We start from the raw sequence: 24968 nt of genomic DNA on the forward strand, positions 1-24968 counted from the left end.
CGGTACGGGCGCTCGACGCGCGGTGCTGACGCGGAGCCTGGTCGCGAGCGTACGAGCGGAGTGCGGGACGGCCCGGCAGACGGGCCGGAGGGGGCGGGGCCGAAGCTGCGGCGGCCGCGCGCGTCCCTCGTTCAGACGGCGCGACAGAGCATGGCGGCGACGCGGCACAGGTCGACTGCCCGCCGCTTCGTGAGATCCGCCTGTCGCTTCATGGGTCCGATCGTAAGGACGGACGGGCGGGCATGTCACCGGTGTGTCGCATGGTGAGACGCTTATGTCCGCGATGTGAACGCGGAGGGGTGTGGACGACCACGGACCACGGCCGCCGGGGTGTCCGGCGGCCGTCGGTGTCTGTCATCGCGGACATGATCGTCTCGTCACGTGGACACCATGCGGTCCCGGGACGGTCCCGAGACGGTCCCGAGGCGGTCCGTGGCGGACGGGTCAGCCCGTCAACGCGACGTTATTACCCGCGACCGAGACGTCTATGCCGTCCTTGTCGGTCTTCACGGTCTCCAGCCGCATGCCCTGCGGCATGCCGTCGATCTTCCGCTCCATGTCGGTGCGCTCGCGCACCTTGTCCTCCCACTGCGGGATGGACCCGCCGGGGATGCGCTCGGCGTGCAGCCGGATCGTGTCGCCGTTCACGATGGTCACGCTGGAGCGGGCGCTGAGGCTGAAGCCCAGCAGATTCCCGGTGATCTTGACCTGGTTGGTCCCCGCCGGGTCGTAGCCCACCGTGACCCCGGGGCCCGCGGCCCGCGAGAGGTCCGCGTAGGAGATGTGGGCGGAGCCGCTGGCCCGGTCCGCGGTGGCCGACGAGAAGTTCCCCCCGATGCGGACGTCGTGCAGCCGGGCGTTCAGCTCCGAGACGCGGACGGTGGTGCCGCCGCCCGCGTCCGTCGTCAGCCCGTCCACACCGACGTCGACCTCGTCCAGCTCCTTGCCCGCGACCTGGGTCAGGAACGGGAAGCCCTTGATGGAGACGCTGGGGGTGGTCGTCAGCCCCTGCGAACTCTTGATCTTGTCGGCGGCCTTGGACTCCGCCATGGACACCGCCACCCGGTCGGCGCCGACGAAGAGGCCGCCGAGTATCACGGCGATGATCAGTGTGATGCGTAGTGCGCGCATGTACGTAGATCCCCCAGGCTCTCGCTCAGGCCCTTGCCTGACGCAGCGAGCCTAACCGGAGTAAGTACCCGGGGGCCTGGCACCACAGATTCCTGGCGTATCGGACCCCCGGCGCATCAGACCAGCGCGCGGCCCAGCACGTAGACGGCGGGGGCGGCGGCCGCCAGGGGCAGGGCCACCCCGGCCGTCATGTGGACGAAGCGGGACGGGTAGTCGTACGCCGCGACCCGCAGCCCCACCAGCGCACACGCCCCGGCCGCGAGCCCCAGCACGGCGGCCGTGCCGGTCCCGGTGCCGGTGAGGTGCCCGGCCCCGACGCCCGCCCCGGCCGCCGCCAGCAGCCCGAGGACGACGGCGGCGGGCGCCGGCAGCGGCAGCGCGCGCGCCAGCGTGCCCACGGCGACCGCGGCCGCGCCCACCACCACGGCGTCCGAGGACTCGGCGACCGCGGCCAGATGCCCGGCCGCGATCACGGTGACCGCGGTCGAGGCGACGGCGGCGGTCAGCCCGTACAGCCGCTCGTCCGCCGAGGCGTGGCTGCGCAGCTGGAGGACGATCACCAGCAGCACCCAGACGCCGAGCGTGCCGATGAGCACCGTCGGCGCGTGGGCGCGGCCGGTGGCGAGCAGCCCGGCGTCGGCCGCCAGACCGCCCAGGAAGGCCAGCGCGATGCCCTGCCGGGCGGGCCACATGCCGTTCAGCCGGAACCAGCCCGCCGCGGTGACCGCCTGGAGCAGCGCCACGACCACGGCGACCGCGGGCTCGCCGAGCGGCGCGGTGGCCGCGAGCAGCGCGGCCAGCGCGGCCGTGAGGGCGGCGGGCTGGAGCCCGGGGTCGACGATCTGGGGGCGGCCCTCGGCGCGGGCCTTCTCGGCGGCGGTCATCGGCCGGTCGGGCTCCGGCTGCGCGGGCTGCGGCGCGGCGGGCCCTGGGCGGGCCGGTTCGGGCGCGGCGGGCCGCCCCGGATGCGGCCCGGGGTGGGCCTGCCGCTGCGCCTGTTGCGCCTGCGCGGCCTGCTGTGCGTGCTGTGCCTGCGCGGCCTGCTGTGCCTGCATGGCCTGCTGGTACTGGTGCTGCTGCTGTTGCTGCTGCGCGTAGTGCTGCTGCTGGTCCCAGCCCGCCGCGTACTGCTGCTGGTGCGCGGCGGCGTAGGGATCGCCCTGCGGCTGCTGGTACGGCTGCTGGTACTGCTGTTGCTGCTGTGGGTACGCCTGCTGCTGCGGATAGCCGTACCCGGACGACTGCCCCTGGGCGTACGCGCCGTAGGGGTCGGCGGGCGGCTGTTGCTGCTGCTGTCCCTCGTACGGCGGCGGGTACGACCCGTACGGCCCCTGCGGCTCGTACGGCGCGTGCGGATCGTGTGGCTGATGCGGCTGGTTGGTCATGACGTCGTAGGTCACCCTCCTGCGAACGGCGGAAGCACCTCGACCGTGCCGCCCTCGGCCAGTTGGACCGTCTTGTGATCACGGGTGCCGACGGGCGCGCCGTCGACCAGGAACGAACAGCGCAGCAGGACCCGGGCGAACTCCGGTCGCAGGGCGTGCCGCTCGCGGGCCGCGTCGAGCGCGTCGGCCAGCGTCACCGCCGCGTACGGCTCCTCGGAGGTGCCGGCCGCCGCCCGGGCCGCGGCCCAGTACCGGATGGTTCCGGCGGGCGTGTTCTTCAGCGCCATTGCGTGTCCCTTTCCCGTCTTCTGCCGTCCTCCATGATGACGGGTGCGGAAGGGCCCCGGGGACGCAGCACGCGCCCGGGAAATTCGGGGCCGTTCCCCGGCCTGCTCGCTTAGGGTTTGTCTGTGCTGGTCCGACTCATACGGGCGTATCTGCGGCCCTACACCCGAACGATCAACGTGATCGTGCTATTGCAGCTCGTACAGACAGTGGCCACCCTCTATCTGCCCACCCTCAACGCCGACATCATCGACGACGGAGTCGTCAAGGGCGACACCGGCTACATCCTCGTCGTCGGCGCATTGATGATCGCCGTCACCCTGGTGCAGATCGTGTGCGCCATCGGCGCCGTCTACTTCGGCGCCCGCACCGCCATGGCGCTCGGCCGGGACATCCGCGCCGACGTCTTCGACCGGGTGCAGTCCTTCTCCGCCCGCGAGATGGGCCGGTTCGGGGCGCCCTCGCTGATCACCCGCACCACCAACGACGTCCAGCAGGTACAGATGCTGTGCCTGATGTCCTTCACGCTGATGGTGTCGGCGCCCATCATGTGCGTCGGCGGCATCGCCATGGCGCTCAATCAGGACGTGCCGCTGTCCGGGCTGCTGCTGCTCATCGTGCCGGTGCTGGGCATCACCGTCACCCTCATCGTCCGCAGGATGCGCCCGCTGTTCCGGGACGTCCAGGAGCGCATCGACACCGTCAACCGGGTGCTGCGCGAGCAGATCACCGGCATCCGGGTGATCCGGGCCTTCGTCCGCGACGGCCATGAGCGGAAGCGGTTCACCGCCGCGAACACCGCGCTGATGGACGTGTCGCTGCGGGCCGGGCGGCTGATGTCGCTGATGTTCCCCACCGTGATGCTGGTGGTGAACCTGTCCAGCGTCGCCGTGGTGTGGGCGGGCGGGCACCGCATCGACAGCGGCGGGATGCAGATCGGCGCGCTGACCGCATTCATCAGCTATCTCATGCAGATCCTGACGTCGGTGATGATGGCCACCTTCATGTTCATGATGGTGCCGCGCGCCGAGGTGTGCGCCGAGCGCGTCCAGGAGGTGCTGGACACCGCGACCAGCGTCGTTCCGCCGCTGCGGCCGGTCGCGCCCCGGGCGTCCGCCGACGGCGGCCGCGGGCTGCTGGAGCTGCGGGGCGTGGAGTTCCGCTACCCGGGCGCCGAGGAGCCCGTGCTGCGCGACGTCTCGCTGACCGCCCACCCCGGCCGGACCACCGCCGTCATCGGCTCCACCGGCAGCGGCAAGTCCACCCTCCTCGGGCTGGTGCCCCGGCTGTTCGACGCGACCGACGGCAGCGTCCACCTCGACGGCGTGGACGTGCGCGACCTCGACCCCGCGGTGATGACCCGGTCCATCGGCCTCGTACCGCAGAAGCCGTACCTCTTCTCCGGCACCGTCGCCTCCAACTTGCGGTACGGAAACCCGGACGCGAGCGACGAGGAGCTGTGGAAGGCCCTGGAGACCGCGCAGGCGCGGGACTTCGTCGAGGCCATGGAGGGCGGGCTGGAGGCGCCCATCGCCCAGGGCGGCTCCAATGTCTCCGGCGGGCAGCGGCAGCGGCTGGCGATCGCCCGCGCCCTGGTGCTGAGGCCGTCCGTCTACCTCTTCGACGACTCATTCTCGGCGCTCGACTACGCCACCGACGCCCGGCTGCGGGCGGCGCTGGCGGACGAGACCGGGAACGCGACCGTCGTCATCGTCGCCCAGCGGGTGTCCACCATCCGCGGCGCCGACCGGATCGTGGTCCTCGACGAGGGGCGCGTCGTCGGCAGCGGCACCCACGACGAGCTGATGGCCGACAACCAGACCTACCGGGAGATCGTGCTGTCCCAGCTCACCGAGCAGGAGGCCGCATGAGCCAGTCATCCACGAGTTCTCCGGCACCCCGCAGGGGCCCCGCGCCCGCCGCCGGGCCCGGCCGCTTCATGGGCGGCCAGCCCGTCGAGCGGTCCATGGACTTCCGCGGCTCCGGCCGCCGTCTGCTGGGCGCCCTGCGCCCCGAGCGCGGCATCGCCTTCGCCGTGCTCGCCCTGTGCACGGTCAGCATCACGCTGACGGTGCTGGGCCCCAAGGTGCTCGGCCACGCCACCGACCTGATCTTCGCGGGCATCGTGGGACGGCAGCTCCCGGAGGGCGCCACCAAGGCCGAGGCCGTCCAGCACCTGCGCGACAGCGGCCAGGGCACCGTGGCCGACATGGTCGCCTCGATGAACGTGACGCCCGGCCAGGGCATCGACTTCGGGGCCGTCGGCACCGTCCTGCTGTGGGCGCTGGGCCTGTACGTCGTGGCCTCGCTCCTCAACCTGATCCAGGCGCGGGTGGCCACGAACGTCGTCCAGCGCGCGGTCTTCCGGCTGCGCGAGGACGTCGAACAGAAGCTGGCGCGGCTGCCGCTGTCGTACTTCGACAAGCAGCCGCGCGGCGAGGTGCTGTCGCGCGCCACCAACGACATCGACAACATCCAGCAGACGCTCCAGCAGACCCTCAGCCAGATCATGGCCTCGCTGCTGACCCTCGTCGGCGTGCTGGCCATGATGTTCTGGATCTCGCCGCTGCTGGCGCTGGTGGCGCTGGTCACCGTCCCGGTGTCGGTGCTGGTCGCGACGCGCGTCGGCAAGCGGGCCCAGCCCCAGTTCGTCCAGCAGTGGAAGACCACGGGGCGGCTCAACGCCCACATCGAGGAGATGTACACCGGCCACGCCCTGGTGAAGGTCTTCGGACGGGAGCGGGAGTCCGCCGAGGTCTTCCGCGCGCAGAACGAGAAGCTGTACGAGGCGGGCTTCCGCGCCCAGTTCATCTCCGGGCTCATCCAGCCCGCCATGACGTTCATCGGGAACCTCAACTACGTGCTGGTCGCCGTGGTCGGCGGGCTGCGGGTGGCGAGCGGGGCGCTGTCGATCGGCGACGTCCAGGCGTTCGTCCAGTACTCCCGGCAGTTCAGCCAGCCGCTCACCCAGGTGGCGTCCATGGCCAACATGGTCCAGTCGGGCGTCGCCTCCGCCGAGCGGGTCTTCGAGCTGCTGGACGCGGAGGAGCAGACCCCGGACCCGGAGGGCCCGGTGGGGCCGCGGACCGTGCTCGGCCAGGTCGAGTTCGAGGACGTCTCCTTCCGCTACCAGTCCGACACGCCCCTCATCGAGGGGCTCTCGCTGTCGGTGAGCCCCGGCCAGACCGTGGCCATCGTCGGCCCGACCGGCGCCGGGAAGACCACCCTGGTCAATCTGCTGATGCGGTTCTACGAGGTCAGCGGGGGCCGCATCACGCTCGACGGCGTCGACGCCGCCACCATGCCGCGCGAGGAGCTGCGCTCCCACATCGGCATGGTGCTCCAGGACACCTGGCTGTTCGGCGGCACGATCGCGGAGAACATCGCGTACGGCTCGGAGGGCGCCTCCCACGAGGCGATCGTGGAGGCGGCGAAGGCCACCCACGTGGACCGCTTCGTGCGCACCCTGCCGGACGGCTACGACACGGTGATCGACGAGGAGGGCACAGGCGTCTCCGTCGGCGAGAAGCAGCTGATCACCATCGCCCGCGCATTCCTCTCCGGCCCGTCCATCCTGGTGCTGGACGAGGCGACCAGCTCCGTCGACACCCGCACCGAGGTCCTCATCCAGCACGCGATGGCCTCGCTGCGCACCGGCCGCACCAGCTTCGTGATCGCCCACCGGCTGTCCACGATCCGCGACGCGGACGTGATCCTGGTGATGGAGTCGGGCCGCATCGTGGAGCAGGGCAGCCACGACTCCCTGGTGGCGGCCGGGGGTGCGTACGCCCGGCTGTACGCGGCCCAGTTCGCGGAGCCGGTGGCCGAGCCGGAGTAGCGCTCCCGGGCAGGGGCACTCCCGGGCCGGGTCAGGTGCGGGCCAGGGCAGCGCGGACCGGGGCAGGCGCGGACCGGGTCAGGTGCGGGCCAGGGCCCAGCCCGCGACCCGGTCCAGCAGCTCCGCCGGGGCCGCCGTCTCCGCGTGGCCGAAGCCCGGCTCGATCCACAGCTCCGTGGACGCCCGGTCCGCCGCCGCCATCAGCATCCGCGGATGATCCAGCGGGAAGTACGGGTCCCGGTCGCCGTGCACGATCAGCAGCGGCGTCGGTGCGATCAGGGGGACCGCCGCCACCGGGGGCAGCGGTTCGGGGTTCCAGCCGCGGGCGTCGATGCGGGTCCGCAGCCCGTAGCGGGAGACCAGCCGACCGGTCGGCCGGGTGATCGCCCAGTGGACGCGGCGCATCGGGGCCGTCCCCCGGTAGTACCAGCGTGCGGGGGCGCTCACCGCGACGACCGCGTCCGCTCCCGAGGTGTGCGCCCCCGTGCGCCCCTCGCGCTCCTCATCGGACCCTGGCTTGTTCCGCGCGGAGAGCGCCGCATGGCGGAGCACCACCGAGCCGCCCATCGAGAAGCCGACGGTGATCACCCGCCGGTGGCCCAGGGTCCGGGCCCAGTGCACCGCGGCCGCCAGGTCGAGGACCTCCCGGTCCCCGACGGTGGACCGCCCGCCGGACCGGCCATGGCCCCGGAACGAGAAAGTGATCACGGCCGTACGCTGCGTGAAGGCCGACGCCACCCGGCGCAGCGCGGGCCGCTCCAAGGCGCCGGTGAAACCGTGCGCGACGACGATCACAGGGGCCTCCGCGGATAGCCCGCCGCCTGCCCGGGAAGGCTCGTAACGGGTCTCGATGGGGACCCCGTCCTCGGTGAGCAGCGTGGCTCTCCGGGCGCCCGCGGCAGCCGGGGGCAGGGAACGTCGAGCAGATTCAGCCTCTCCACCGGGTGTCATGTGGGTTATTCTGCTGTGAAGGATCCGGGCAATGTCGCCCCCGGGTCCTTTTGTGCTTTCAGGGGCACCGTGCGCGTTTGAGCGCTGACACGCGCGTATGCCCCCGGGGGTGCGAGCAGACCGTACGAAGCAGCAGGGGGTGCCTTGTCGATCAGGCCGGATCAGCGAGCGGCGTCTAGTGCGGTACATCGCAACCCGCGTGAGGAGAGCGCAGCGGCGCTGCGCGCGACGAGCGCGGGGCCGCGAGGTGCCGTGCCAGGCGTCGGGAGCCCGGCATGATCGGCAAGGCACCCCCTGGCCGCAGACTCCCCCGGGCGGATCAGCCTGGGAGGTGCCCCCCCTCTCGCAAGGGACCGAGGAGGAAACCGAGGCAATGGGCGAGCGAAGCGTGCACAACATCACGATCACGGCCGGGGCGGGTGGTGGACGATGAGTTCCCTCCTGCTGCTGACCAACGCACTCCAGCCCTCGACGGAGGTGCTCCCCGCCCTCGGCCTGCTGCTGCACAGCGTGCGGGTCGCCCCGGCGGAGGGCCCGGCCCTGGTGGACACCCCCGGTGCCGACGTCATCCTGATCGACGGCCGCCGCGATCTGCCGCAGGTGCGCAGCCTGTGTCAGCTGCTGCGGTCGACCGGTCCCGGCTGTCCGCTGGTGCTGGTGGTGACCGAGGGCGGGCTCGCCGCCGTCACCGCCGACTGGGGCATCGACGACGTGCTGCTGGACACCGCGGGCCCGGCCGAGGTCGAGGCCCGGCTGCGGCTGGCCATGGGCCGCCAGCAGATCACCACCGACGACAGCCCGATGGAGATCCGCAACGGCGATCTGTCGGTGGACGAGGCCACCTACAGCGCGAAGCTCAAGGGGCGGGTGCTCGACCTCACCTTCAAGGAGTTCGAGCTGCTGAAGTACCTCGCCCAGCACCCGGGGCGGGTCTTCACCCGGGCGCAGCTGCTCCAGGAGGTCTGGGGCTACGACTACTTCGGTGGCACCCGCACCGTCGACGTCCATGTGCGGCGGCTGCGGGCCAAGCTGGGCCCGGAGCACGAGTCACTGATCGGGACCGTCCGCAACGTGGGCTACCGCTTCGTCACCCCGGAGAAGGTCGAGCGGGCCGAGCGGGCCGCCGAGGAGGCCCGGGCCCGGAATGCGTCCCGGGACACCGGCTCCGGACCGTCGGGTTCCGGCCCGTCGGGTTCCACTGGCGGCGGTGCGCGGTCCGCCGCGGAAGCGGCGCCTGCACGACCGGTCAAGACCTAGCTGGACCCGCGTAGACTTCGCGCGTGGCCAAGGTGACGCGTGATGATGTGGCAAGGCTGGCGGGAACCTCGACGGCTGTCGTCAGTTACGTCATCAATAACGGACCCCGGCCGGTCGCCCCGGCCACGCGCGAGCGGGTTCTCGCCGCGATCAAGGAGCTGGGCTACCGGCCCGACCGGGTGGCCCAGGCGATGGCGAGCCGGCGCACCGACCTCATAGGGCTGATCGTGCCGGACGCCCGCCAGCCGTTCTTCGCCGAGATGGCGCACGCGGTCGAACAGGCCGCCGCCGAGCGCGGCAAGATGGTGCTGGTCGGCAACTCCGACTACCTGGACGAGCGCGAGGTGCACTATCTGCGCGCCTTCCTGGGGATGCGGGTGTCCGGGCTGATCCTCATCAGCCAGGGCCCCAGCGAGAACGCGGCCGCCGAGATCGAGGCCTGGGACGCCCGGGTGGTGCTGCTGCACGAGCGGCCCGAGGCGATCGACGACGTGGCCGTGGTGCTGGACGACGTCGGCGGCGCCCAGCTCGCGGTGCGCCATCTGCTGGAGCACGGCCACTCCTATGTGGCCTGCCTCGGCGGCACCGAGATAACCCCGACCGTCGGCGACCCGGTGACCGACCACGTCGAGGGGTGGCGCCGGGCGATGCAGGAGGCCGGGCGGTCCACGGAGGGGCGGCTGTTCCAGGCCCCGTACAACCGGTACGACGCCTACCAGGTCGCCCTCGGCCTGCTGGCCGGTCCCGACCGGCCCCCGGCGATCTTCTGCGCCACCGACGACCAGGCCTTCGGGGTGCTGCGGGCGGCGCGCGAGCTGCGCATCGACGTCCCCGGAGAGCTGGCGGTCGCGGGCTTCGACGACGTCAAGGAGGCGGGTCTGACCGATCCGCCGCTGACCACGGTCGGCTCCGACCGGCCCGCGATGGCGCGCGCCGCGGTCGACCTGGTGCTGGACGACACCCCGCGGCTCGCGGTCTCGCGCCGGGAGCGGGTGCGGCAGTTCCCGTCCGCGCTGGTGGTGCGGCGCTCCTGCGGCTGCTCGTAACTCCTGGCGTTTATGTCGGGCATACCGACTTCTGCCCTGCTTCTCAGCGGGTCCTCAGGTGGCTCTCATACTCGCGCCGCAGAGTCTTGGACATGACGACGAGCCAGCGCCGTAGCGGCGACCACGAGTCCTATCCCTACGCGTACGGCGGCGCGGCGGCCTATCCGCCGCCGCCCACCCATGAGCCGCAGACGCCGGTGACCACCCCCTCCGGGGTCACCGTGTGGCCGGGCGGCGGATCCGGCGGCACCGGCGGCACCGGCGGTGCGGACACCACGGCGATACCGCACCCCGGCGGTGGCCGCCGCAAGCGGCGGCTCTCCCGGCCGGCCGGGCTGATCGCCGCCGTGGCGGTGGTCTCGGCGCTGGTGGGCGGCGGTACGGCGACCTTCGTCAGCCAGGCCGCGGACAACGGGGACACGGCCGTGTCGACCCCGGTCGTGGGCGTCAACTCCAGCAGCAGTGGCGTGTCCGCCGTGGCGGCGGCCGTGAGCCCCAGCATCGTGGAGATCAGCGCGACGTCCGCCGGGGGCGAGTCCACCGGCTCCGGCGTGATCGTCACCAGCGGCGGCGAGATCATCACCAACAACCACGTCATCTCCGGCGCCGAATCGATCAAGGTGACGTTCAGCGACGGCAGCACGAAGAGCGCGTCGGTCGTCGGCACCGACAGCGGCAAGGACCTGGCCCTGGTCAAGGTGCGCGGCGCGAGCGGCCTCAAGGCCGCGTCCCTGGGCGACTCCAGCCAGGTCGAGGTCGGCGACCAGGTCGTGGCCATCGGCTCGCCCGAGGGGCTGACCGGCACCGTGACCAGCGGCATCGTCTCCGCGCTGAACCGCGACGTCACCGTCTCCACGGACGAGGACCAGGGGCAGCAGGACGGCGGCGGCCAGTGGCCGTTCGAGTTCGGCGGCGGCCGGTACAACGGCGACGTCGGCCAGTCGACCACCACGTACAAGGCCATCCAGACCGACGCCTCGCTCAACCCCGGCAACTCCGGCGGCGCGCTGATCAACATGCGGGGCCAGGTCATCGGGATCAACTCCGCGATGTACGCCCCGGCCTCCGGCCAGAGCAGCAGCGCGGGCAGCATCGGCCTCGGCTTCTCGATCCCGGTCGACACCGTCAAGTCCGACCTCTCCGCCCTGCGCGACGGCGGCACCGGCGGCAACGGCAACAGCTGAGCCGCCACTAGGCCACCCGGCAGTGACCGGCGTGCGAGGCTGACAGCACAGCGCCCGCCCCGCCCACCGTTAAGGAAACCGATCCATGAGCCCCGTCGACCACGGTGATCAGCCCGCCCGCATCCTGATCGTCGACGACGAGCCGGCCGTCCGCGAGGCGCTCCAGCGCAGCCTCGCCTTCGAGGGCTACGCGACCGAGACCGCCGTCGACGGACTGGACGCCCTGGAGAAGGCCGGCACCTATGACCCGGAGCTGATCGTGCTCGACGTGCTGATGCCCCGCATGGACGGGCTCACCGCCGCCCGGCGGCTGCGCGCCACCGGGGTGACCGTGCCCGTCCTGATGCTCACCGCGCGCGACACGGTCGGCGACCGCGTCACCGGCCTCGACGCGGGCGCGGACGACTACCTCGTCAAGCCCTTCGAGCTGGACGAGCTGCTGGCCCGCATCCGCGCCCTGCTGCGCCGCAGCTCGTACGCGGCCGCGGCGGGCGCGCCGGTCGCCGACGACGACACGATGTCCTTCGGCGACCTGCGGATGGACCTGACGACCCGCGAGGTCACCCGGGGCGGGCGGCGCGTCGAGCTGACCCGCACCGAGTTCACCCTGCTGGAGATGTTCCTCGCGCATCCGCGCCAGGTCCTCACCCGCGAGCAGATCCTGAAGGCCGTCTGGGGCTTCGACTTCGAGCCGTCGTCCAACTCGCTGGACGTGTACGTGATGTATCTGCGCCGCAAGACGGAGGCGGCCGGTGAGCCGCGGCTCGTCCACACGGTGCGCGGCGTGGGGTACGTCCTGCGGCCGGCGGAGGGCGAGCCGTCGTGAGGCTCCGCGGACTTCCGCTGCGCTCGCGGCTGGCCCTGCTGACCGCGGTGGCGGTGGCGGTGGCGGTCGCGGTGTCGGCGTTCGCGTGCTGGCTGATCGTGCGCGAGCAGCTCACCGCACAGCTCGACTCGTCGCTGCGCACCGTCAAGGTCGACGAGCGCAATGTGGTGAGCATCCTGGACGCGTGCCAGAACCCCGACGGCGACGACGGCCACACCCCGCGCGCCCTCGGCTCGTACTCCGTGCAGATCGTGCTGCCCGACGGCAACCGCTGCCCCCAGCCCGGGGCGACGGAGCTGCCGGTGAGCGCCGACGACGTGGCGGTCGCCACCGGGCAGCGGCCGACCGCGCTGCACGACGCGACCGCCGAGGACGGCCGCGACATGCGGGTCTTCACGTACCGGCCGTCCGGCGGTCCCGACAGCCCGCTGCCGCGCGGCATCGCCGTCTCCATGGCCCGCCCGCTCAGCGAGGTCCAGGACCCGCTGAACACGCTCGCGCTCGTCCTCGCCCTCGTCGCCGGGATCGGCGTCGTCGGCGCCGGGGCGGCCGGGCTGTGGATCGCCCGGACCGGGCTGAAGCCGGTGGACCGGCTGACCCACGCCGTCGAGCACGTGGCCCGCACCGAGGACCTGGCCGTCCGCATCCCCACCGAGGGCGACGACGAGATCGCCCGGCTGTCCCGGTCGTTCAACGCCATGACCGCCGCCCTCGCCTCCTCCCGCGACCGTCAGCAGCAGCTGATCGCCGACGCGGGGCACGAGCTGCGCACCCCGCTCACCTCGCTCCGGACCAACGTCGAACTGCTCGCCCGCAGCGACGAGACCGGCCGCGCCCTGCCTCCGGAAGACCGCAAGGCGCTCATGAGCAGCGTCAAGGCGCAGATGACCGAACTGGCGGCGCTCATCGGCGACCTCCAGGAGCTGTCCCGGCCGGACGCGCTGCCCGGCAGCGGGCCGCTCCAGGTGGTCGCGCTGCACGAGATCGCGGGCGCCGCCCTGGAGCGGGCCCGGCTGCGGGGCACCGGGCTCACCATCGACGCCTCGATCGAGCCCTGGTACGTACGCGGCGAGGCGGCCGCCCTGGAACGGGCGCTGGTCAACCTGCTCGACAACGCCGTGAAGTTCAGCCCTTCGGGTGGTGTCGTCGATGTCGCGCTCAGAAGGGGCGAGTTGACGGTGCGGGACCGCGGACCCGGCATTCCCGACGATGAACTCCCGCACGTCTTCGAGCGGTTCTGGCGTTCGCCGTCCGCCCGCAGCATGCCCGGCTCCGGGCTCGGGCTGTCCATCGTGGCCCGTACCGTCCAACAGTCCGGCGGCCAGGTGGGGCTGCGGCCCGCACCGGGCGGCGGCACCGTCGCCTGGATCCGCCTCCCCGGCGCCCCCACCGCCCCGCCCGGACTCGACCCCTGACCCTCCGCCGGCCTTCTCAGCCCCCGTACACGCCGGACTCAGCGGACCCACAGCCTCGGGCACCAGGTTGGGGCCCATGCACGAGACTTCCCGGATCCTGGTCGTGGACGACGAGCCTTCGGTACGCGAAGCCATCGGCAGAGCCCTGCGGTTCGAGGGCTACGAGGTCGACACGGCCGGGGACGGCGTGGCGGCGCTGCGCCGCATCGAGGAGGAGCCGCCCGACCTGGTGCTGCTCGAGGTGATGCTGCCCGGTCTGGACGGGCTGGCCGTGGCCCGCCGGCTCCGGGCCTCCGGCCGCACCGTGCCGATCATGATGGTCACCGGGCGGGACTCCGTGGGCGACCGCATCGTCGGCCTCGACAACGGCGCCGACGACTACCTGACCAAGCCCTACGCGTCGGAGGAACTGCTCGCCCGCGTCCGCGCGCTGCTGCGCCGCGGCCGGACCGTCCCCGCCGCGCCGCCCGTCTGCCCGCCCTCCCCCTGGCAGGCCCCGGCGCGCCCGGAGCCGGGCGCGCGGCTGGCCTTCGCGGACGTGACCCTGGACACCCTCACCCGCCAGGTCACCCGCTCCGGCCGCCCCCTCGACCTCACCAAGACCGAATTCGCCCTGCTGAAGCTGTTCTTATCCCGCCCGCGCCAGGTCCTCAGCCGCGCCGCGATCCTCCGCGACGTCTGGGGCTTCGACTTCGAGCCGTCGTCCAACACGCTGGACGTGTACGTGATGTACCTGCGCCGCAAGACGGAGGCCGGGGGCGAGCCGCGCGTGGTGCACACGGTGCGGGGCGTCGGCTATGTGCTGCGGACGGTGCCGGGGGATTAGGGTCGGCCGTTCGTACGTGACGTCTGCGGAGGGCGCTTCGGCTGTGGAAACGGGGGCCGGTGAGCGGGAGGTGGACCTCGCTGCCGAGCGGTACGGCGTCGGGGTCCGGGCCACGGTGATCTCCCTGTGCGGGGTGTTCGGGATCTTCACGGTCCCGACCGGGCGGTTACCGGTGACGGTGCTGCTGGTCGTCGTCACCACCGCCGCCTGCGCGGTGCGGTGGTGGGGGCTGCGGCGGCTCCCGGCCGGGGTACGGATGGGGCTCGACGCGACGGCCGTGGCGGTACCGGGGCTCGGACAGCCCCTCATGGGGCCGCAGGGCGTGAACATCTGGGTGATGGTCATCCTGGGGATCGCCGTCATCACCTTCCAGTACGAGTGGGCGACCCGGCCCGCCATCGGCCTCGGCCTGGCCGCGCTGACCCTCGCCACGTACGGCGTGGGATACGGCCTGGCCGCCCCCGCCCTGGGGCCGTCGCCCTTCTGGGTGGCGGCCCGGCAGACGGCCGAGTGCGCGCTCGCCCGCGTCTCGTATCTGATCGTCCGCGCCAAGGCCAGGGCCGCCGACCGGGCGACCGAGCGCGAGGCGGCGGGACGCCGGGAGGCGTCGGTCGCCGCCGCCCGCCGCGCCGCCGGACGCGCCTACCTCGCCACGCTGCACGACACGGCGAGCGCCACGCTGCTGATGGTGTCCCTCGGGGGCGCCCGCGACTGGTCCTGGCTCCCGCGCCGGGCCCACCGCGACCTGGAGGCGCTGTCCGCCGTGCCCGGCCACGAGGCGGGCCGCGTCGACCTCGCGGAACTGCTGGGCGAGGTGGCCAAGGGCGCCGCGGAACCGGACGCGGTGCGGGCGGTCCGGGTGTCGGCCCGGATCGACGGCCCCCTGATGATGCCCGCGGGCGCGGCGCTGGCCATCCTGCACGGCGTCGGCGCGGCCCTGGACAACGTGGTGCGGCACGCGGAGGTGGACGAGGCCGACCTGCGGGCGGGCCGGGACGCCTCGGGCACGGTCACCGTCGAACTCACCGACCGCGGCCGCGGCTTCCTCCCCGCGGCGGTCTCGGTGCAGCGCCGGGGGATATCCGGCTCGGTGGTGGGCCGGATGGAGGCGATCGGCGGCCGCGGCGAGGTCGACTCCCGCCCCGGCGAGGGAACCCGCGTCCGCTGGGAATGGCCCACCACCCCGACGGAAGCCACCCCGCCCGGGGAAGCCCCGGCGGCTGCCGCCCCGCCCGAGCGCGTCACCCCCGAGCCCGGCCCGGACGGGCGCACCGCGTTTCGGCAGATTCATGGGCGGTTGGTGCGGGGGGTGCGGTGGGCGTTGCTGCTCGTCGCGTTGACCGTGCAGGTCGGGCTGTGCCTGCCGCAGTTCCTCGCTCACCTGGGCAGCTATCACCCGCCCTCGGCGCCGGTCGTCGCGTACGGGGTGCTGGGCGCGGTCGCGGTGTTCACCGCCGGGCTGCTGGCCTCGGGGCGGGACGTCTCGGGGTGGCCGCGGTGGTGCGGGGTCGGGCTGGTGCTGGGGGCTTCGGCGCTGTGTGCCGTCACGGTCGGGGCCGACCAGCGGTTGCGCGAGGGGGACTGGGCGTTCGGGCTGGTCGGCTGGCACGGGCTGTATCTGCTGTTCGGGCTGTCGGTGACCGCGATCGGGGTGTTCCTGGGGGCGCAGATCGTGCTGACCGCGATCCCGGTGGCCCTCACCGGCATGCCGGACGTGGCCCGGCTGGCGACGATGGGGATGTTCGCGCTGTCGGTCTGCGGCTTCCAGTTCACGGTGGGCGTCCTGGCCCGGCTGCTGCGCCGGTCGGCGGAGACGGCGGGTTCGGCGGCGGCCCGGGAGGAGGAGTTGCGGACGCGCGAGGCGATCGAGGAGCGGATGCACCTCGACCACGAGAAGCGCTACGCGACGCTGCTGCGCACCACCGTGCCGCTGCTGGCGGGGCTGGCGCACGGTTCGCTGGATCCGCGGGACGGGCAGGTCAGGCACCGGTGCGCGCTGGAGGCGGCCCGGATGCGGCGGCTGTTCGCGGAGGCGGACGAGGTGCCGGACCGGCTGGTGCACGAGCTGCGCGCCTGCATCGACGTGGCCGAGCGGGCGGGCGTGACGGTGGGTCTGGCGGTGCGCGGCGCGCGCCGGGACGTGCCGCAGGACATCCGCAGGAAGCTGGCGGACCCGGTGGCGGCGGTGCTGGCGGCCGGTCCGGCCGAGGCGCGGGTGACGGTGGTGCGTACCGGATCGCGGGTACGGGTGAGCGTCGTGGGCGACGGGACGGCGGAGCCGGACGGCGTGGCCGTGAAGGAGACGTCGCCGGTGGCGGTGTCGCGTACGGCGGATGGAGAGAAGGTGTGGGTGGAGGCGGTGTGGGAACCGGCTCCGGCCGCCGGGTAGTGCAGTCTCCTGGGGACAGGGGGAGCCGAGGGAACATGGGGTGACGATGCCGACCGAGACCGTCAGCGTGGCGCTGATAGACGATCACCCGGCGATCCGCGCGGGCGTCGAGGCGTGGTACGCGTCCTCGGACCAGCCGATCAAGGTGATCGCGGCGGGGGAGACCGCCGCCACCGCGTGGACACCGCCGGGCGACGGCGCCGACGTCGTCGTGTTCGACCTTCAGCTGAGCGACGCCGGGCCCGCCTTCGGCGAGTTGCGGCGGCTCGTGGACGCCGGGCGCCAGGTGGTCGTGTACACGATGCGCGACGAGGAGCAGACGGCGCTGACCTGCCTGGATCTGGGCGCCGCGACGTATCTGACGAAGACCGAGGGCAGCCGCCACCTGGTGGCCGCGACCCTCGCCGCCGCCCGGCAGCATCCGTACACCCCGCCCGCGCTGGCGGGCGCGCTGGGGACGAACGCGCGCAGCGACAGACCCAGGCTGTCCCAGCGCGAGGAGGATGTGCTGATCGAGTGGTTCCAGTCGGAGTCCAAGGAACTGGTGGCGCAGCGGCTGAACATCAAGGTGCGCACGGTCAACACCTATCTGGACCGGGTGCGGATCAAGTACGCGAACGCGGGGCGCCCGGCGCGGACGAAAGCAGGTCTGGTGGCGCGGGCCATCCAGGACGGGCTGGTGGCCGTCGAGGATCTGTGAGGCGCGGATCCGTGAGGCCCGGGGACCCGCGGTCGTCGCCGCGCCAGTGGCCCACCAGGTTCGCGTACGTCGCGCAGTCCCGCACCAGCGACGCATGGGTGCCGCCGTGCAGGCCCGCCGTGTCGAGCACGAGGACGCGGTCGGCCCGCAGCGCCGAGCTGATGCGGTGGGCGATGACGATGAGGGTGCCCTCCCGGCTGCGGAAGGCGCGTTCGACCCGCTCCTCCGCGACCGGGTCGAGATGGCAGGTGGCCTCGTCGAGGATGACGACGCGGGCCGGGGAGAGATAGACCCGGGCCAGGGTGATGAGCTGCCGCTGCCCGGCGGAGAGGGCGGTCGGGCGCAGGGGTGTGCCGTCGTAGCCGCCGTGCTCGCGCACCAGACCGGTGAGGCCGAGCACGCTCACCGCGTGGTCCAGCCTGCGCTGTTCGACGCCGGGGTGGAGGTAGGTCAGGTTCTCCCGGAGCGTTCCCGCGAAGACGTACGCCTCCTGGGGGACGAGCGCGATGGCCGAGCGCAGCCAGTCGGTGCGCAGGGTGGGCAGGGAGGCACCGCCGAGCCGGACCGTGCCGCGCTCCGGGCGCTCCAGCCCCGCGAGGACGCCCACCAGCGTGGACTTGCCGATGCCGCTGGCCCCGACGAGGGTGAGGTGCTGTCCGTACGGGACGGTCACGGTGGCCCGGTCGAGGACGGGCGCGGAGTGCGGCCCGTAGCGGAACGTCACCTCCTCCAGGGCGAGGTCGTAGCGGTCCGTGGTGTGCGGGCCGCCCGGGTCGGGCGGGGCGGGGGCGGTGTGGCGGGCGAGCCGCCCCAGCACGGTGGCCAGTTCGAGGCCCATGTTGCCGACGGAGTGGACCAGGGCGCGCAGCGCCGGTTCGAGGCTGGTGACCAGGTAGGTGGCCGCGCCCAGCAGCTCACCCGGGGTCAGCGCGTCGCCCGCCACCAGCCGGGGCCCCAGCAGGAGCAGCAGCACCAGCGGGGTGCGGGCGGCGAGGCCGATGAGGCCGGTGCGGACGCCGCCGACGGTGGCGACGGCCTCGGCGGCGCGCGCGTTCGCCCGCAGCCGGTCCTCCAGGTCGGCGGTAGCCCGGCCCACGGCGCCGCAGGCCAGTACGTCGCGCAGGGCCCCGATGACGCGGCCGGACTCCTCGGCGACGGTCTCCTCGCTGTCGAGGGAGGCGTCGTAGCGGCGCCGCCAGGTGCGGGAGAGCCGCAGCAGCGCCAGGCCCGTCACACACAGCACCGGGAGGAGCAGCAGCCCGACGGCGGGGGCGAGCGCGGTCAGCCCGGCGACGGCGGCGAGGAAGGTGAACCCGGAGGTGCAGGCGGTCATCAGCAGGTTGGAGAGCAGCTGCCGGGCGCGCTCGGTCTGGTCCGTGATCCGGGACACGGCACTGGTGCGCGGCGGCTGACCGTCGGCCACCGCGCCGTGCAGACCGCCGCGCACGGTGACGGTCACCAGGTGGTCGCGCATCGCCTCCACGACGGTGGCCATGCGGGGCACCGCCTGCCGGGTGCCGTACGCGCCCGCCACCATGACCAGCCCGTAGACGGCGAGCGTGACGAGGCCAGTGCGGGCGTCGTCGGCGAGGAACCCGCGGTCGAGGGCGGTCGCGACGAGCCGCCCGGACAGCAGCGCGGGCGCGGTGCCGAGCAGCGACCATCCGATGAGCAGGGCCAGGTCGCGGCGGTGCGCGGCGAGGACCGGGCGCAGCGGATGACGCCCGGTGCGGGAGGGCTTGCGGTGGGCTCCGGTGGGGGGCATGCCGCTCACCACCCCAGCCGCAGTTGCATGGTGGGGTGTTCGGCGCCCGGGAGCCGCAGCCGGAGGGTCTCGTCGGGGGCCGGGCCGGGGTCCGCCGGGGCGGGGCGCGGGTCGGGCAGCTGGAAGACGGCGCGGTACTCCGGGTCCTTCAGCAGCGCCTTGTGGGGCGCGAGCGCGCGCAGCGTGCCCCGGTCGAGCCAGGCGACCAGATCGGCCCCGGCGGCGGTCGACATGCGGTGGGCGACGATCAGCCGGGTCGTCCCGAACAGCACCCGGTCGAGCGCGGCGGTGATCTCGGACTCGGTCGCGGTGTCGACGCTGGAGGTGGCGTCGTCGAGCACCACGAGCCGGGCCTGCCGGGCGGCGACCCGGGCCAGGCCGAGGCGCTGGAGTTCGCCGCCGGAGAGCCGGAGCCGGTGCAGCGGGGTGGCCAGCCCGTCGGGCAGCCGGGTGACGAAGGCGTCGGCGGAGCCCGCCCGCAGGGCGGACGCGACCCGGTGCGGGGGCGGCGGGTGGTCGGCGTAGGCGAGGGCGTCGCCGAGGGTGTCGCCGAGCAGCGTGGGGCGTTCGAAGGCGTAGCCGACGGCGCGGCGCAGCTCGTCGGGGCGGATGTCGCGCAGCGGCACCCCGTCGAGGAGGACGTCACCGGAGTCGGGCGCGAGCAGTCCGCCCGCGATCTCGGTGAGCGTGGACTTGCCCGCGCCGGACGCGCCGATGACGGCGACGCTGTGCCCGGCGGGCACGTCGAGGTCGACCCCGTTCAGCAGCGGGGTCCCGGACCGCGCCACGCGGACGCCGCGCAGCGTGAGCCGCCCGGGCCCGTCGGGCAGCGGGCGGGTGCCCGCGGACGGCGCGGGCACGTCGAGGAGTTCGCCGATCCGGGCGGCCGAGCCGCGGCACCGGGCGAGCTGGGCGAGCATCGCGGTCTGCTTGAGCAGCCCGAGCGCGTAGCCGAGATACGCCTGGGAGGCGAGGAGCTCGCCCGGGGTGATCCGGCCGTGCAGCACCCCCAGCCCGGCGACGGCGAGGACGCCGATCTGGACCAGCGGCGTCACCAGTCCGGCCTGCCAGGTCGCCTTCCGCTGGGTCTGCCAGAAGTCGAGCCCGGCGGCGCGCAGCCGGGGCAGCGGCGCCAGCACCCGCGCGGCCTCCTGCTCCGCCGTCCCGGCCGCCCGGATCGTCCGGGCGCCGCGCAGCGCGTCCACGAACCGCTCCGCCAGCTCCCCGTGGATCTCCTGGTACGTGTGGGTGGCGGAGCCGACCCTGCTCATCAGCCAGCGGCCGAGCCACCACATCAGCGGCGCCCCGAGGAGGAAGAACAGCCCGAGCCGGACGTCGATGAGGAACAGCCCGACCAGCCCGCCGAGCGAGGTGAGGAGCGACGCGGCGAGCCCGACGAGGTACTGGGCGGCGGGCGCGGTCCCGGCGCTCGACCCCAGCAGCCGGCTGAGGACGTCGCCCGGGCCGAACGCGTCCTGCCCGGCCCGGCCGAGGGCCAGCACCTGGTGCAGCACCCGGCGGCGCAGCGCCAGGGTGGCCCGGGCCGCCGAGCGCTTCTCCAGGATTTCGCGGGCGGCTTCGGTGGCGGTGGTGAGGGCGAGGAGCGCGAAGACCGCGATGACGGGGACGACGGCCCGGCCCTGCGGCTCCTTCCCGATCGCCGCGTCCAGCGCGCCCGCCAGGGCGGCCGGGAGCAGCAGCCGGGTGGCCGGGTCCAGCACCGCCACGGCGAGCAGGCCCGGTCCGTGCGCGCCGCTCGCGCGCAGCGCGTCGCGCACGATGCGGTCGCTGGATGGCATGACGAACTCCCTTGGCGCCCTGGACGGGTCGGACGACGGTCAGGCCGCCGGCGGCGGCGTGCCGACGGGCGGCGGGCCGACGGGCCCGGCCGGGCCGATGGGCGGCGGGCCGACGCGGCGGCGGACCTCGGGGAACACCTCGGTGGTGAGGCGTTCGAGGTTCCGCAGCGAGCCGTGCCGCTCGCCGGACACCTCCACCTGGCACAGCACCCGCCGCGCCCCGCACGTCGTGATGGCGTGGACGAGCCGTTCGACGCAGGTGTCGACGGTCCCCACCGGGTGCTCCGCGAGCATCTTCCGCGCCATCCGGTCGACCGTCTCCTCGTCCTCCCCGGGCGTGGCCTGCCGCGGCCCGTCCCCGTCGCCGATGATGATCTGCGAGTCCTGGTTGGCCCGGAGCGAGCGCTTGGCCCGGTCCCGCATGAGGGCGTGGGCCTGCTCCTCGGTGTCGGTGACCTGGGCGTAGACGGCGAACGCGTGGTCACCGGCCGCCGGGTCCCGGTGGCCGTGTTCATCGGCGAGGGCGGTGTGACGGGCGATCATGTCGGCCTTCGCGGCCGCGTCCTTGTCGAAGTACAGCAGCATCGGGATGCCGCGCTCGGCGGCGAGGGCGACCGAGTCGGGGGAGCTTGCCGCGACGTACACCGGCGGGCCCTCGGGGGTGCGCGGGGTGGGCGAGACCGTCACGGGCCGGAAGCGGTGCAGCGCGGAGTCGGCCGACACCTTCCCGGTCCACGCCCGAAGCGTGAGGTCGAGCGCCTCGCCGAGGCCGTCCTTCCAGTGCGCCGGGCCGCCGCCGATCACCTCGTACTCGACGACCGGCAGCCCGCGCCCCACGCCGAGGACGAACCGCCCCTGCCCCACGTGGTCCATGAACGCGGCCTGTTCGGCGATGTGCACCGGGGAGTGCAGCGGGAGCAGGGCGACGGCCGTGCCGACCCGCACCCGGCTGGTGGTGCCGAGCAGGAACGAGGCGAACGACATCGCCGAGGGCGCCACCACCGACGGCAGGAAGTGGTGCTCGGTCACCCACACGTCGTCAAGACCGAGTTCCTCCGTCTTACGGGCCACGGCCACCGAGCGCGCGAGCACATCGGCGTCGCTCTGCCCCTCGTGGCGGTTGGCCGATATCAGCGTGCCGAAGCGGACCGGTTCGCGGACCGGGTCAGCGGCGGTCATGGGCGCGCACCTCCATCATCGTGCGGTAGAGCGTCACGTCCTCGCGCTCGCCGACGGCCTGCCCGTCGGCCTCCACCCAGGCGTGCGCCCGGAACGGCTGGGTCCGGACCCCGGTGCACCAGTCGGGCCACACCCCCCACATCCGGCACAGCAGCGCCGTGGCGACGGAGCGCTGAAGACACTGCTGGGCGGCGCACCGCCTGCTGACGGCGACCACGGCGGCGCGGGCGGCACCGGCGGTGGCCGCGTCCGCGGGACGGGCCCCGCGCCGCACCGACTCCAGCACCCGGCGCAGCCGCCGCGGGCGCAGCCGTACGAGCAGCCGGGCGGCGCCGACGGCGAACCGCGCCGCCGCGCGGTGGTGCCACGGGACCCGGGTCCGGCTCTCCAGCGTGACCGGCATGCTCATGCGGTCACCAGCTTCGACCGGCGCAGCGAGGCGAGCAGCTTCTCGACGTCCTCCGCGGCCCGCTCGGACCCCTCGGGGGTGCGGGCGCGGAGGGTGTCCACCACCTCGGGGACCTCGTTGCCCTCCAGGAGCAGCCGCAGCACCAGCGACGCCGTGCGGTTGAGCTGCCAGTAGCGCCCCTGCTCCTCGTCCAGCAGGACCAGGCCGTCCTCGGTCTCGGACGCGGTGACATGAGGGGCGAGCGCGATGGTCATCGGGAACCTCCAACGGGCTGCGGGCGCGGGGCGGCGGGCTTGCCGAGGGCGGCGGGCTTGCCGAGCTCGGCCACCGAGCGCAGCCAGGACTCGGTGCCCAGGGTGTTGAGCAGGGGCAGCATCGTCATCGACTTCGGGTGCGGGGCCAGGAGCGCTTCGCGCAGCCGCGCCGGGTCGATGAGCCCGAGCCGGGCCAGGTGCGAGTCCTCGCAGAGTGCGAGCAGCTCGGCCCGGTGGCGGCGCAGCCCCGCGTACACGTCGGCGCTGAACTCGCCCTTGGTCGGCCGGTCCAGGATGGCGTCGGGCACCACCCCGCGCATCGCCGTGGCCAGCGCGTTCTTGTACGTGTTCGGGGCGGCGCGGTCGGCGAAGCGGATCGACAGCGCCGCCTCCAGCACCCGGTCGTCGGCGTACGGGCTGTGCCAGGGCACCCCGTACCGGGCGCAGAGGCGGCTCGCCCGGCGCAGCGCGTTCCCGCCGCGCCGGGCGGCCTGGAGCGCCATGTGCTGGGCGCGCAGCGGATGCAGCGGCGCGGCGTCGGCGCAGCCGCGCAGCCGCCGGGCCGTCTCGGCGACCGCGTCGCCCGTCGCCCAGGGCGGCATCCGCACCTCGAAACCCCAGCTGACGGACGGTTCGGAGGGCGGCGGCGGAGGTGTGTCCAGGCGCCGCGCCTGGGCCGCGATCCAGGACCCGTACGACTGGTTGTCGGCCAGCGCGCGCAGCATCGGCGCCAGCTTCCAGCGGCGGTGCGCGCGGCCGACGCGGATGATGTGGGCGGCGCGCAGCGGATGGGAGCGCACCAGCGTGTGGTCGTAGGCGGGCGCCGCGTAGAACAGCTCGTCCCCGTTGTGGCCGCTCAAGTGCCCCCGGGAGCCGCCCGCGGCGAGGTGACGCGCCTGGTCGGCGAGGCGGGTGCGGGTCCTGATCCAGGGGAACGGGCCCTCCAGGTCGGGGTCCGGTTCGAGCAGCCCGGCGAAGTTGAGGGGCATCTCTTCCCGGGGGATGATCCGGTGCTCCGCGTCCCCCATGGCCCGCGCCGCCCGCGCCGCCCAGACCTCGTCGTCGTTGGCGGCGTCGGCGGCCTCGAAGCGGTAGGTCAGCAGGTCGGGGGTGAGCGATGCGGCGAGGAAGCACACACTGGTGGAGTCCATGCCGCCCGAGAGGTCGGCGCTGAGACGTCCCCCGTCGCCCCAGGACGCCGACATACGGGCCCTCACCGCGTCGCGCAGCGCCTCGCGGATCGCCTCCGCGCCCTCGGCCAGCGGTACCTCGGGTTCCGGCACGGTCCACCAGCGCGCGGTGCCGCTGCCGCCGTCGGGCGCGAGCGTCAGGTAATGGTCGGCGGGCAGGCGCTCCACGCCCTCCCACAGACTGCCCTCCTCCAGCGGCCCGGGCGGCGCCGCGTGCAACAGCCGGTCCGCGAGCCGCTGTTCCGCCACCCCGGCACCGGTCAGGGCGGCGAGGGTGTCGGGCCGGTCGGCCGCGACGGTGACGCCCTCCACGGCGGCCGTGTAGATCTGGCACGAGGCCCCGGCGCTGCCCTGCGCCCTGACGACGCCGTCGACGGCCGCGACCAGGTGGAAGTTGCCCGCGGTCGTACGGGCCAGCCGGTCGAAGTCGGCCGGGCGGCGGGCGTCCGCGAGCGCCGCGGTGAGCATGGCGGGCGTCGCCCCGCTCGGGCCGAGCAGGGCGACGCGCCGGGCGCCGGCGGTGGCCTGGACGATCTCGTCCGCGCGCCACCGGCCGACCACCCACGGGCGCCCGGACGCATGCGGAAGAACGCTGAGCGGGGGCCGTCCGGCGGCGGCCTCCTCCTCGGCCGCCGCGGCCGTGATCCGGTCCGCGATACGGCTCCCCGCGGGGGAATCCGGAAGAATCACGAATTCCATGTCGTCCTTCGTCCTCGGCTTTCGCTGATGGGGGCTGGTGGGAGGGGACCGGGCCGGTCCGGCGCATTGCGTTCACGCCGTACCGGCCCGGCCGCACATTCCGGAAAGGTTCAGCCGGAAGGGTTCAGCAGAACATCGCGCATTCCTGCACGGCGTCCCAGCCGTGGCCCTCGCCGCCGAGCGTGACCTCGGCGAAGTCACCGATCTCCTCGATGACGGCGGGCTCGTAGACGGCCGTCTCCTGGTGCATGGTGTTCATTTCCTTCTCGCTTTCCTCGCTATGTGGAAAAGGGATTCAGCGTGGGCCGGTCAGCAGAAGATCCAGCAGAGGCCCTCCCAGTCGGCGCCACCGCCGCCACCGCCGAGGGTGACCTCGGTGAAGTCCCCGGCGTCGACAATGGCCGGTGCCTCGTACGTGATCGTCTCGTCGTTCATGAGAA

23 protein-coding genes are annotated in these 24968 nt (G+C 73.8%); 10 read left to right on the forward strand and 13 right to left on the reverse strand.

Annotated elements, in window-relative coordinates; genetic code table 11:
- Positions 1-131 precede the first annotated feature (131 nt).
- From HYQ63_RS46080 to HYQ63_RS23725, 4 genes are all read right to left on the reverse strand, one after another.
- A complete protein-coding gene (locus HYQ63_RS46080) occupies positions 132-212 on the reverse strand; it encodes a putative leader peptide (RefSeq protein ID WP_350962106.1) in 81 nt (26 codons plus the stop codon).
- Between the two features lie 232 nt (positions 213-444).
- Positions 445-1131, reverse strand: a complete 687-nt coding sequence (locus HYQ63_RS23715; protein ID WP_179935766.1) for a DUF2993 domain-containing protein — start codon at positions 1129-1131, stop codon at positions 445-447.
- A gap of 116 nt (positions 1132-1247) precedes the next feature.
- Complete coding sequence (locus tag HYQ63_RS23720; RefSeq protein ID WP_179940423.1) at positions 1248-2516, reverse strand: hypothetical protein; 1269 nt, start codon at positions 2514-2516, stop codon at positions 1248-1250.
- A gap of 11 nt (positions 2517-2527) precedes the next feature.
- Entirely contained in the window at positions 2528-2803 is a 276-nt protein-coding gene (locus tag HYQ63_RS23725; RefSeq protein WP_179935767.1) for a MoaD/ThiS family protein, read from the reverse strand.
- 123 nt (positions 2804-2926) lie between these two features.
- On the opposite strand from HYQ63_RS23725, the gene HYQ63_RS23730 reads away from it, so the two are divergent.
- Together HYQ63_RS23730 and HYQ63_RS23735 are read left to right on the forward strand one after the other, a co-directional pair.
- Entirely contained in the window at positions 2927-4672 is a 1746-nt protein-coding gene (locus HYQ63_RS23730; protein WP_179935768.1) for an ABC transporter ATP-binding protein, read from the forward strand.
- A gap of 68 nt (positions 4673-4740) precedes the next feature.
- Complete coding sequence (locus HYQ63_RS23735) at positions 4741-6639, forward strand: ABC transporter ATP-binding protein (protein WP_179940425.1); 1899 nt, start codon at positions 4741-4743, stop codon at positions 6637-6639.
- 78 nt (positions 6640-6717) lie between these two features.
- On the opposite strand, the gene HYQ63_RS23740 is transcribed toward HYQ63_RS23735, so the two are convergent.
- Positions 6718-7590 (reverse strand): alpha/beta hydrolase, encoded by an 873-nt coding sequence (locus tag HYQ63_RS23740; protein WP_218929578.1) that lies wholly within the window; start codon positions 7588-7590, stop codon positions 6718-6720.
- Between the two features lie 429 nt (positions 7591-8019).
- Between HYQ63_RS23740 and HYQ63_RS23745 the strand changes: the two genes are divergently transcribed.
- From HYQ63_RS23745 to HYQ63_RS23780, 8 genes are all read left to right on the forward strand, one after another.
- Positions 8020-8847 (forward strand): response regulator transcription factor, encoded by an 828-nt coding sequence (locus HYQ63_RS23745; RefSeq protein ID WP_179935769.1) that lies wholly within the window; start codon positions 8020-8022, stop codon positions 8845-8847.
- Positions 8848-8870: 23 nt separating this feature from the next.
- Positions 8871-9893 carry a LacI family DNA-binding transcriptional regulator gene (locus HYQ63_RS23750; protein WP_123100013.1) on the forward strand — a complete coding sequence of 341 codons (1023 nt, stop codon included), beginning with the start codon at positions 8871-8873 and terminating at the stop codon, positions 9891-9893.
- Positions 9894-9985: 92 nt separating this feature from the next.
- Positions 9986-11077, forward strand: a complete 1092-nt coding sequence (locus HYQ63_RS23755) for a S1C family serine protease (protein ID WP_179935770.1) — start codon at positions 9986-9988, stop codon at positions 11075-11077.
- Positions 11078-11162: 85 nt separating this feature from the next.
- On the forward strand, positions 11163-11903 hold the full coding sequence (locus tag HYQ63_RS23760) for a response regulator transcription factor (RefSeq protein ID WP_123100011.1): 741 nt from the start codon (positions 11163-11165) through the stop codon (positions 11901-11903).
- A complete protein-coding gene (locus tag HYQ63_RS23765; protein WP_179935771.1) occupies positions 11900-13318 on the forward strand; it encodes a cell wall metabolism sensor histidine kinase WalK in 1419 nt (472 codons plus the stop codon). The genes HYQ63_RS23760 and HYQ63_RS23765 overlap by 4 nt, the downstream gene beginning before the upstream one ends.
- 76 nt (positions 13319-13394) lie before the next feature.
- Positions 13395-14144 carry a response regulator transcription factor gene (locus HYQ63_RS23770; protein ID WP_179935772.1) on the forward strand — a complete coding sequence of 250 codons (750 nt, stop codon included), beginning with the start codon at positions 13395-13397 and terminating at the stop codon, positions 14142-14144.
- A gap of 16 nt (positions 14145-14160) precedes the next feature.
- Positions 14161-16533 (forward strand): sensor histidine kinase, encoded by a 2373-nt coding sequence (locus tag HYQ63_RS23775; protein ID WP_257232041.1) that lies wholly within the window; start codon positions 14161-14163, stop codon positions 16531-16533.
- Positions 16534-16579: 46 nt separating this feature from the next.
- Positions 16580-17233 (forward strand): response regulator transcription factor, encoded by a 654-nt coding sequence (locus tag HYQ63_RS23780; RefSeq protein WP_179940431.1) that lies wholly within the window; start codon positions 16580-16582, stop codon positions 17231-17233.
- Here the strand turns inward: HYQ63_RS23780 and HYQ63_RS23785 are convergent.
- From HYQ63_RS23785 to HYQ63_RS23820, 8 genes are all read right to left on the reverse strand, one after another.
- Positions 17139-18998, reverse strand: a complete 1860-nt coding sequence (locus tag HYQ63_RS23785) for an ABC transporter ATP-binding protein (protein WP_179935773.1) — start codon at positions 18996-18998, stop codon at positions 17139-17141. The genes HYQ63_RS23780 and HYQ63_RS23785 overlap by 95 nt on opposite strands.
- Before the next feature lie 5 nt (positions 18999-19003).
- Positions 19004-20797 (reverse strand): ABC transporter ATP-binding protein, encoded by a 1794-nt coding sequence (locus HYQ63_RS23790; RefSeq protein ID WP_179935774.1) that lies wholly within the window; start codon positions 20795-20797, stop codon positions 19004-19006.
- A 39-nt stretch (positions 20798-20836) separates the two neighbouring features.
- Positions 20837-21976, reverse strand: coding sequence for an LLM class flavin-dependent oxidoreductase (locus tag HYQ63_RS23795; protein ID WP_179935775.1), 1140 nt, complete (start codon positions 21974-21976; stop codon positions 20837-20839).
- Positions 21963-22385 (reverse strand): lasso peptide biosynthesis B2 protein, encoded by a 423-nt coding sequence (locus HYQ63_RS23800; RefSeq protein ID WP_179935776.1) that lies wholly within the window; start codon positions 22383-22385, stop codon positions 21963-21965. The genes HYQ63_RS23795 and HYQ63_RS23800 overlap by 14 nt, the downstream gene beginning before the upstream one ends.
- On the reverse strand, positions 22382-22639 hold the full coding sequence (locus HYQ63_RS23805) for a lasso peptide biosynthesis PqqD family chaperone (protein ID WP_179935777.1): 258 nt from the start codon (positions 22637-22639) through the stop codon (positions 22382-22384). The genes HYQ63_RS23800 and HYQ63_RS23805 overlap by 4 nt, the downstream gene beginning before the upstream one ends.
- Positions 22636-24528: an asparagine synthase-related protein gene (locus HYQ63_RS23810; protein ID WP_179935778.1), complete on the reverse strand. Its 1893-nt coding sequence runs from the start codon at positions 24526-24528 to the stop codon at positions 22636-22638. Before HYQ63_RS23810 ends, HYQ63_RS23805 begins: the two co-directional genes overlap by 4 nt.
- Before the next feature lie 124 nt (positions 24529-24652).
- Complete coding sequence (locus HYQ63_RS23815; RefSeq protein WP_179935779.1) at positions 24653-24778, reverse strand: lasso RiPP family leader peptide-containing protein; 126 nt, start codon at positions 24776-24778, stop codon at positions 24653-24655.
- Positions 24779-24837: 59 nt separating this feature from the next.
- Entirely contained in the window at positions 24838-24963 is a 126-nt protein-coding gene (locus HYQ63_RS23820) for a lasso RiPP family leader peptide-containing protein (protein ID WP_179935780.1), read from the reverse strand.
- Positions 24964-24968: the final 5 nt, after the last annotated feature.

The sequence above is a fragment of the Streptomyces sp. Rer75 genome (genome assembly GCF_013414305.1).
In the GTDB taxonomy this organism is placed as follows: Bacteria; Actinomycetota; Actinomycetes; order Streptomycetales; family Streptomycetaceae; genus Streptomyces; species Streptomyces himastatinicus.

Excerpts from the sequence above, each read along its gene's own strand:
- HYQ63_RS46080 (WP_350962106.1), bottom strand. The coding sequence starts at position 212 with ATGAAGCGACAGGCGGATCTCACGAAGCGGCGGGCAGTCGACCTGTGC.
- HYQ63_RS23715 (WP_179935766.1), bottom strand. The coding sequence starts at position 1,131 with ATGCGCGCACTACGCATCACACTGATCATCGCCGTGATACTCGGCGGC.
- HYQ63_RS23720 (WP_179940423.1), bottom strand. The coding sequence starts at position 2,516 with ATGACCAACCAGCCGCATCAGCCACACGATCCGCACGCGCCGTACGAG.
- HYQ63_RS23725 (WP_179935767.1), bottom strand. The coding sequence starts at position 2,803 with ATGGCGCTGAAGAACACGCCCGCCGGAACCATCCGGTACTGGGCCGCG.
- HYQ63_RS23735 (WP_179940425.1), top strand. The coding sequence starts at position 4,741 with ATGGGCGGCCAGCCCGTCGAGCGGTCCATGGACTTCCGCGGCTCCGGC.
- HYQ63_RS23740 (WP_218929578.1), bottom strand. The coding sequence starts at position 7,590 with ATGACACCCGGTGGAGAGGCTGAATCTGCTCGACGTTCCCTGCCCCCG.
- HYQ63_RS23745 (WP_179935769.1), top strand. The coding sequence starts at position 8,020 with ATGAGTTCCCTCCTGCTGCTGACCAACGCACTCCAGCCCTCGACGGAG.
- HYQ63_RS23755 (WP_179935770.1), top strand. The coding sequence starts at position 9,986 with ATGACGACGAGCCAGCGCCGTAGCGGCGACCACGAGTCCTATCCCTAC.
- HYQ63_RS23760 (WP_123100011.1), top strand. The coding sequence starts at position 11,163 with ATGAGCCCCGTCGACCACGGTGATCAGCCCGCCCGCATCCTGATCGTC.
- HYQ63_RS23770 (WP_179935772.1), top strand. The coding sequence starts at position 13,395 with ATGCACGAGACTTCCCGGATCCTGGTCGTGGACGACGAGCCTTCGGTA.
- HYQ63_RS23780 (WP_179940431.1), top strand. The coding sequence starts at position 16,580 with ATGCCGACCGAGACCGTCAGCGTGGCGCTGATAGACGATCACCCGGCG.
- HYQ63_RS23785 (WP_179935773.1), bottom strand. The coding sequence starts at position 18,998 with ATGCCCCCCACCGGAGCCCACCGCAAGCCCTCCCGCACCGGGCGTCAT.
- HYQ63_RS23790 (WP_179935774.1), bottom strand. The coding sequence starts at position 20,797 with ATGCCATCCAGCGACCGCATCGTGCGCGACGCGCTGCGCGCGAGCGGC.
- HYQ63_RS23795 (WP_179935775.1), bottom strand. The coding sequence starts at position 21,976 with ATGACCGCCGCTGACCCGGTCCGCGAACCGGTCCGCTTCGGCACGCTG.
- HYQ63_RS23800 (WP_179935776.1), bottom strand. The coding sequence starts at position 22,385 with ATGAGCATGCCGGTCACGCTGGAGAGCCGGACCCGGGTCCCGTGGCAC.
- HYQ63_RS23805 (WP_179935777.1), bottom strand. The coding sequence starts at position 22,639 with ATGACCATCGCGCTCGCCCCTCATGTCACCGCGTCCGAGACCGAGGAC.
- HYQ63_RS23810 (WP_179935778.1), bottom strand. The coding sequence starts at position 24,528 with ATGGAATTCGTGATTCTTCCGGATTCCCCCGCGGGGAGCCGTATCGCG.
- HYQ63_RS23815 (WP_179935779.1), bottom strand. The coding sequence starts at position 24,778 with ATGCACCAGGAGACGGCCGTCTACGAGCCCGCCGTCATCGAGGAGATC.
- HYQ63_RS23820 (WP_179935780.1), bottom strand. The coding sequence starts at position 24,963 with ATGAACGACGAGACGATCACGTACGAGGCACCGGCCATTGTCGACGCC.